The following is an 8,448-nucleotide window of genomic DNA, read 5'->3' as shown; positions in this document are numbered from 1 at the left end:
GATTATTATCTTTCATTTTCACCTCCTTTCCTAAACAAGATTTATGCAACTATTCATAAGATTTGTCGAGTAAATTTCTCAGTTCAGCAAATTACAGATCGGTAACTTTTTTGAACTTTTAATGTAACATTTGCTTAAGGAATTTACCTGTCCAACTCTCGCCATTACGCGCTACGCTCTCAGGACTACCTTCTGCAACTAAGGTTCCGCCTTTATCTCCTCCTTCTGGACCTAAATCAATAATCCAATCTGCAGATTTCACAACATCAAGATTATGTTCAATTACAATAACACTGTTGCCTTTATCTACAAGAGATTGCAAAACCGCTAGAAGTTTCCTAACATCTTCAAAATGCAGTCCAGTAGTAGGTTCATCGAGAATATAAACTGTTTTACCAGTAGATCTTCTCTGCAGCTCTGTAGCAAGCTTTACTCGTTGAGACTCACCGCCAGAAAGTGTTGTTGCGCTTTGACCAAGACGAATATAGCCCAAGCCAACTTTTACTAAAGTATCTAAATATCGAGAAATAGAAGGATATGCTTTGAAAAATATTACAGCTTCACAAATAGGCATATTAAGAACATCTGCAACAGACTTTCCGTTATATGTAACTTCCAAAGTTTCACGGTTGTAACGTTTACCATGACAAACTTCACACTCTACGTATACGTCAGGCAAAAAGTTCATTTCTATTTTTAAAGTACCGTCGCCATGACATGCTTCACATCTGCCTCCTTTAACATTAAACGAGAAGCGACCAGGACCATAGCCACGAACTTTTGCTTCTGGAGTCTGAGCAAACAATGAACGTATTTTATCCCAAACACCAGTGTAAGTTGCTGGATTAGAACGAGGAGTTCTTCCTATAGGATTCTGATCGACATGCACTACTTTGTCACAAAGCTCAATACCATCAATACGTTTGTGCTTTCCTGGAACAATTCGAGCACCATTTAGTTTGTCTGCAAGAACAGGATACAAAATTGAGTTTATAAGTGTTGATTTACCAGATCCAGATACACCCGTTATGCATGTGAATACTCCCAAAGGTATGCTTATATCAATATTTTTTAAATTATGCTCATGGGCATTAATTATATGAAGCATACGATTTTCGTCTACACTACGACGTTGTTTTGGCACATCTATTGAGCGTCTGTGAGCAATATAATCTCCAGTAATTGAACGCTGAGCTTTAATAATTCCATCAGACGGACCTGAATATACTACTTCTCCTCCGTGCTCGCCAGCTTCTGGACCAATATCAACAAGCCAATCGGACTGACGAATAGTATCTTCATCATGCTCGACAACAATAAGCGTATTACCAAGATTTCGCAGATGATGCAATGTTGCAATCAAACGCTCATTATCTCTTTGATGCAATCCAATAGACGGCTCATCAAGCACGTACATAACACCAACTAAACCTGATCCAATTTGAGTAGCTAAACGAATACGTTGAGCCTCTCCACCAGACAAAGTTTTTGCAGCTCTTGAAAGAGTAAGATAGCTTAAACCCACATCGTTCAAAAAACCAAGTCGAGCACGAATCTCTTTTAATATTTCTGTTGCAATTACTGCTTGAGAACCATCCAAATGCAAAGCATTTACCCACGCTAGACTTCGCTCTACTGGCATATCGCAAACTTCAGCTATGGAAGTATTAGATACTGTAACCGCAAGAACTTCTGGGCGTAAACGCTTTCCATTACATTTTTGGCATGGAACTTCACGCATATACGACTCATAATATTGACGCATTTGATCAGAATCAGTTTCGTCATGTTTGCGCATAAGCGTACGAACTACACCTTCAAAGCCAGTAGAATATTCACGCTGACGCCCCCACCTATTTGTGTAGGAAACTTGAACTGTGAAATCATGACCATACATGATGTCATGTTTAACGTCTTCCGCTAGATCCTTCCACGGAGTATTCATATCAAAATGCAAATCTTTAGCAAGTCCTGAAAGTATGTGCTGATAATACATTCCAGCTGACTTATTCATTGCCCACGGCTCAATAGCTCCTTGCGCAAGAGATTTGTCTGGGTCTGGGATAACAAGTTCAGGATCAATTTCGAGATTGTATCCAATGCCGGAACATTCAGAGCAAGCACCATAAGGAGCATTGAATGAAAATGTTCTAGGCTCAATCTCATCAAGCTCTAATTGATGATTGTTTGGACATGCACGATGTTCCGAAAATGATTTACGACGCGTTTGTGAGTCTTCTGGTTCGTCAACAAAATCAGCAATTACTACTCCCTTAGATAGTTTTAATGCTGTTTCAATCGAATCAGTTAATCGAACACGAATGCCATCTTTAATAACTAAACGATCTACTACTACTTCAATTGTATGTTTCTTCTGTTTAGTAAGAGTAATATCTTCAGAAAGCTCATGCATTTGTCCGTCAATAATCGCACGAGCATAACCATCTGAGCGCAAAAGCTCAAGCGTGTCTTTAAATTCTCCTTTACGACCACGAACTACTGGAGCAAGAATTTGCAATCTCGTACGTTCTGGCATAGCAAGCAATGAATCAGTCATTTGCTGAGGAGTTTGAGAACTTACTATTTGACCGCATTCAGGACAGTGAGGCACACCAATCCTTGCAAACAATAATCGCAAATAATCATATATTTCTGTAATAGTTCCAACAGTAGAACGAGGATTACGATTCGTAGTTTTTTGATCAATAGAAACAGCAGGACTTAGGCCCTCAATAAAATCAACATCAGGCTTATCCATACGTCCTAAAAATTGGCGAGCATAAGCACTAAGCGACTCAACATAGCGTCGCTGACCTTCTGCAAAAAGCGTATCAAACGCAAGCGAGGACTTACCAGATCCAGAAAGACCAGTAAAAACAACCATACGATTCCTAGGAATCGATAAACTTACATTTTTTAGATTATGCTCTCTAGCACCCTGGATAGTTATTTTCCATTCAGAAGGAATACTAGATAAATCAGCTATAAAAGTACCGCTGTTAGCGCTCATAGGAGCATTATCAAGCAATTCTTGCAACGAGTCATTTTGTTCATTCGCCTGTTTTGACACAATTACCTCCACACTTCCCCATAATCACTTGAATATTCCCAACCAATACCCAATTTTATTACCAACAAGAAAATTATAGAACAAGTGTTCGAAAAAGTAAAGTATTTGACTATCAACCACATGCTGTATTCGTTACCAGTAAGCAGTATAATAGTGAGTTTGGTTATGACTTTTATAAGTAATAAATACTAACAGCCTAAATTTTGGGGAACGGAACAGACATTATGCCTATTGACGCACAAGCTTTAACCATTCAGATTGGTGCGCGAACGCTGTTAAATCCTACCGATTTTCACGTCACAAAAGGAGATAAGATCGGTTTAGTCGGCAGAAACGGCGCAGGCAAAACTACGCTTACTCGCGTTATTACAGGAGACATGCTGCCAGCAGGAGGCTCGGTTAGAGTTAGTGGAGGTTTAGGCTACTTACCTCAAGACACGCACGCAGCAGACCCAGAGCAAAGTGTTATAGATCGCATTATGAGCGCTCGAGATATTGCTTCTATCGTTTTGCGTATTCGCAAAGCGGAAAAAGAAATGACAGATCCAGATCCAGACATAATGACTAAAGCTATGAACCGCTACGACAAAGCAATGCAAGATTTTGAAAAAGCAGGCGGTTATTCAGTGCAATCTGAAGCAATATCGATGGCAACCAGCCTGGGACTTCCACAAGAAGTTATGCAACAAGCTTTAGGCACACTTTCAGGTGGTCAACGTCGCCGCATAGAACTTGCTAGAATTCTGTTTTCTGACGCAGACACATTAATTCTCGATGAGCCTACAAACCACTTAGACGCAGACTCAATAATATGGTTGCGCAATTATCTTAAACGATTTGAAGGTGGATTCCTAGTAATTTCTCACTCCACAGAATTACTAGACGAAGTAGTCAACAAAGTATGGCATTTAGATGCTCAACTTGCAAAAATAGACATGTACTCAATGGGTTGGAAAGCATACTTGCATCAGCGCGTAGTAGACGAAGAAAGACGTCGTCGCGAACGAGAAGTTGCAGAAAAGAAAGCTGAACGTCTTATGAAACAAGGCATTCGCTTGCATGCTAAAGCTACAAAAGCAGTTGCTGCTCAAAACATGATGCGAAGAGCTGAACGCTTATTAAGCGAAACAAGTGAAGCTCAAAAACAAGAAAAAGTTGCAGATATTCGTTTTCCAGAACCAGCTGCATGCGGAAAAACTCCAATTATGGCAAAAGATATTTCCAAAGCGTATGGTTCTAATATTGTTTTCGCTGGAATTAACCTTGCTATAGACAAAGGTTCACGCGTTGTCATTCTAGGCTATAACGGTGCTGGAAAAACAACAACATTACGCATTTTGGCAGGAGAAGAAACAGCAGATACTGGTGAAGTTCAATACGGACACGGATGCAAAATAGGTTATTTTGCACAGGAACACGATACATTAGACTTGGATTCTACAGTTTTGGAAAACCTTCAGCACGTTGCACCAAACCTGGATGACACGCAAGCACGTTCTATGCTTGGCAGCTTCCTGTTTTCCGGCGACGACGCAATGAAGCCTGCAAGAGTGCTTTCAGGCGGCGAAAAAACGCGTCTAGCACTTGCAACACTAGTAACTTCCAAAGCCAATGTGCTACTACTAGACGAACCTACTAACAACTTAGACCCAGCATCTCGAGATGAAATACTTAAAGCTATTGCAAAGTATGAGGGAGCAATTGTTCTTGTTACACACGATGAAGGTGCAGTTCAAGCCTTACAACCTGAGCGAGTGCTACTCATGCCTGATGGCGACGAAGATTTGTGGAATGACGAATATCTCGATTTAGTTGCCGAAGAGTAAAATGTTGAACTGAATTACTTGAATTGTGCAATAGAATGGTTAAGCAGTGATTTCAACATACGCGTCTAAGACTTTGCCAAATACGGCGAATAGTGCCAACAGTCGTATAAGCAATCAAATTGACAATCATTGCATAAAACGTGCGCTACATTTTTTGCGAATACCATTCATCGTAATAATTCTTATAACCTTATTTGAATGTTCTATTGGAAATCTGCCATTTTGGAGTAGTGTTACAGGAAGTACAGATAGCATTTCTGCGCACAACGATATAGGTTCTGGAATTAGACGCTTAGATTCCGGCGGCATTCTTATAACGGATCCTTCAGAAGCATATTTAGAAGTAACATCCGACGGAAGTTCGCCTTATATTCGCTTAGAGCCTGCGATTATTAAAAAGAAAAGCAAAAATAATAATCTTATTTCAAACATCAATGTTTTAGTTGAAGCAAACAAATACTTAAGCAAACCTCAAAGCACAAACACTGCTTCTCTAAACCCATCTTTGCTTAAACTTCCAAAACAAGCAGTAGGAAAATCTTGCATTGTTAGGGTGTGGCTGCAACATCCAATAGGATCAATATTAAATATTGAAGACTCAAGAGCAAACGTTCGAGTGCCTTTTAGGTGGTCATGGGGTCGCGTATTAATACTTGCTATTTTTGCATTTTTTGTTACGCTTTGGAATCCTTGGTCCAAGCTTTGGAAAATTAAACTCAACACTCATAGTCTTATTCAACGTTGCTGCTTTGCTGCTTCTCTTCTTCCATTTATTGCTGTTGGTTTAATAACTATTTTTTGGAATTTACGAAACGCAACTCCTATGCATTTTTACACAAACGGTAATTATGCATATGATTTTGATCAATATGCTCACACTGCAGACGCATTGTTAAAAGGTCAAGTGCATTTAAATCTCCCTGTTCCTAATGAATTAGAACACTTGCAAAATCCTTACGATCCTACGGCTAGAAATAATTTGTTAAACCACTCAGTACAACATATGTATTGGGATTACGCATACTACAAAGGTCACTGGTATTCCTACTTCGGAGTTCTTCCAGCAATATTGCTATTTTTGCCTTATCGCATTATTTCAAGACTATGGACTCCAGAAGGCTCTATGCTTCCAACAACAGTAGCTACGATAATATTCTTAATTGGTTTTCTTATCGCAGGCTCCCTATTGGTTATTCGAATTATTGAGCAGACTTCAAAAAAAGTATCTTTAGGAACGACATCCATTGTTCTTGCTTTATTCTTCATTACTTCAAATACAGTGTATTTGTGGTTTAGAACGTCATTTTATTCCGTACCTATGGCAGCCTCACTTTTCTTCACATCTCTTGGATTGTGGTGCTACCTAGGTTTTAATAAAACACACTCTTTGCTAAATATTGTTTTAGGTTCTTTCTTTATCGCATTAAATCTAGGATGTAGACCTACTTTTTCTATAGCCGTTCTTTTTGCACTTCCTGCAATTTATTCGCATATAGAAAAAGATTTACCAAATATTTTGCGCAACTGGAAACAAGTTTCTTCATGGCATAAGCCTTTTAAATATTTTGCAGCTTGGATACTGCCATGCGTAATTACTGCAATTCCATTTGGCATTTATAATCTTTTGCGCTTTGGCTCACCGTTAAATTTTGGCAATGAGTATCAAATAACTATTACTGACATGACGACTATGCGTTTGCCGTCACAAAATATTTTGCCGTCTATTTTCAGCTATATTGCGCTACCTTTGCGTTTTATTCCAACTTTTCCTTGGATTGGTATTCAGCCTATCGCATTTGACCGTTGGCAATACGCAGAGCCTATGATTGGCGGAATGTTTACACTTTCACCATTGGCATTAGTTGGCATAATATGCGTATTTATTATGAAAAAACGCTGCCGCACGCATATTGCTTGGCGCACAAGCGTAATAGCTATAATAGTTGGGCTTGTTCTTATTGTTTTTGACAGCTTAAAAGCTGGTATCGGATGGAGATATATTGCTGATTTTGCGTGGTCTTTTGCTATAGCTGCCGCAATTGGAATTAGCTTGCTTTTAGAATATGCATCCACCTTGCAATCAGAAAATTCTTTACATAAAAAAACTATTGCTTACACAATACGCTTACTTGTAGCAGTATTGCTATTTGCTTCTATTGCTATCGCTGTACTCAGTTGGTTTGTTACAGGACGTGAAGACAGCACGCTTCGTTTTAATCCAAACTTATGGTTCGCGTTTAGAAGTTGGATGACATTGTTTTAAATAATTATTTATATAATTACTATTCTTCTAACAATGCATCTACAGTTCGAAGAAGCGCATGCAATCCGCTAATAAACTGCTGCGGCTCTGGCAATAATGACAATGCTAAATACCCATTAACTGGCATATCGAAATAATATCCAGGTTGAGAAACTAGATTGTAATCTTTCATCAATCTCAAAGCTAATACATCATCGTCAATGCAAGATGGTACACGCAATAAAATATTCCATCCGCCTTCTGCACGCAACGCGCTAACACAGCATTTAGGCGTGGATGCCAACGTTTCTCGAAGCGTATGCAGATTATTAATAACACGATTTCGTACAATAGCGCTTTGAGAAGATGCATATTGCAATAATTCTGGTATTCGCTCAGAAACAGTATTACCAATAGGCAAAAAATCATCCGCTATAACGTCAAGTCTTTTTTGTGCTTCATAAACATCATCTTTAGGACCTGAAACTTCAATCCAACCAACTTTTGCGTGAGGAGCAGCAAGCATTTTGGAGAATCCATCAAGCGCAAAAACTAAAGTGGAAGATTCTCCAGCAAGACGAGCATTTCCAGCAAAAGGCTCAAGTGAATATTCATAAAATACTTCGTCTGCAATAATCGCAACACCATTATCACGACATAATTGCAATAGTATTTCACGTTCTTCAGGCTTGACATATGAGCCTGTAGGATTATTTGGATTAATAAGCACAAGAGCTTTAATACGCAAAGACACATCTTCTAAAAGTTCTCTAACACGCGCAATATCAATAGTCCAAGAACCATCATAGTGCAAAGGATACGGTATTGCATTCACGCATTGCAAGCGAGCAATAGACTCTATAAGAGGGTATCCAGGAGTTGGTCCCATAACGGCATCCCCTGCATCACATAAAAGCATCATAAGCCATGCGTAAGCTTGAGAAGTTGAAGAAAGCACATAAAGCTGATCTGGATTAAGCTTTGATGAAACAGACTTTTCAGTGCGGTTATCTCGCTTATTGATGAAGTTTGAAAGAATATCGCGAATTTCCTTAGGACCCCTAGGGTCTGCTGTGTAACGTCCACTTAAACATTGAGGAGCTAAGCCGTGAGACGTTGGATTGGAATCATTTAATTTAGTAAGCTTTACGCCATTAAAAATAGCTTTTCGCTGAGCTAAAATAATAGGATTTGGCTCACTCACATCTACTCTAGAAGAAAATCGCACGAAACTACCCTAACACTTGGCATAACAAAAGCTGGGCTGCAGTATAAACTGCTCACCCAGCTCAATAGATAATAAATAATAT

The 8,448-nt window shown here is 39.1% G+C and carries 4 protein-coding genes; 2 read left to right on the top strand and 2 right to left on the bottom strand.

Features of this window, described 5'->3' with window-relative positions:
- Positions 1–118: 118 nt before the first annotated feature.
- Complete coding sequence (uvrA, locus tag A5295_RS02940; RefSeq protein WP_219705518.1) at positions 119–3,010, bottom strand: excinuclease ABC subunit UvrA; 2,892 nt, start codon at positions 3,008–3,010, stop codon at positions 119–121.
- A 284-nt stretch (positions 3,011–3,294) separates the two neighbouring features.
- On the opposite strand from uvrA, the gene A5295_RS02935 reads away from it, so the two are divergent.
- Together A5295_RS02935 and A5295_RS02930 are read left to right on the top strand one after the other, a co-directional pair.
- Positions 3,295–4,896 (top strand): ABC-F family ATP-binding cassette domain-containing protein, encoded by a 1,602-nt coding sequence (locus A5295_RS02935; RefSeq protein ID WP_004108881.1) that lies wholly within the window; start codon positions 3,295–3,297, stop codon positions 4,894–4,896.
- A 106-nt stretch (positions 4,897–5,002) separates the two neighbouring features.
- Positions 5,003–7,159 (top strand): glucosyltransferase domain-containing protein, encoded by a 2,157-nt coding sequence (locus tag A5295_RS02930; RefSeq protein WP_219705514.1) that lies wholly within the window; start codon positions 5,003–5,005, stop codon positions 7,157–7,159.
- Between the two features lie 19 nt (positions 7,160–7,178).
- On the opposite strand, the gene A5295_RS02925 is transcribed toward A5295_RS02930, so the two are convergent.
- Positions 7,179–8,366 (bottom strand): pyridoxal phosphate-dependent aminotransferase, encoded by a 1,188-nt coding sequence (locus A5295_RS02925; RefSeq protein WP_064621655.1) that lies wholly within the window; start codon positions 8,364–8,366, stop codon positions 7,179–7,181.
- Positions 8,367–8,448: the final 82 nt, after the last annotated feature.

The organism is Gardnerella sp. 26-12 (genome assembly GCF_001660745.1).
GTDB lineage: Bacteria > Actinomycetota > Actinomycetes > Actinomycetales > Bifidobacteriaceae > Bifidobacterium > Bifidobacterium swidsinskii.
The sequence above is the reverse complement of the archived record's forward strand: the minus strand, read 5'-3'. Positions and strand labels throughout refer to the sequence as shown.

Excerpts from the sequence above, each read along its gene's own strand:
- uvrA (WP_219705518.1), bottom strand. The coding sequence starts at position 3,010 with ATGAGCGCTAACAGCGGTACTTTTATAGCTGATTTATCTAGTATTCCT.
- A5295_RS02935 (WP_004108881.1), top strand. The coding sequence starts at position 3,295 with ATGCCTATTGACGCACAAGCTTTAACCATTCAGATTGGTGCGCGAACG.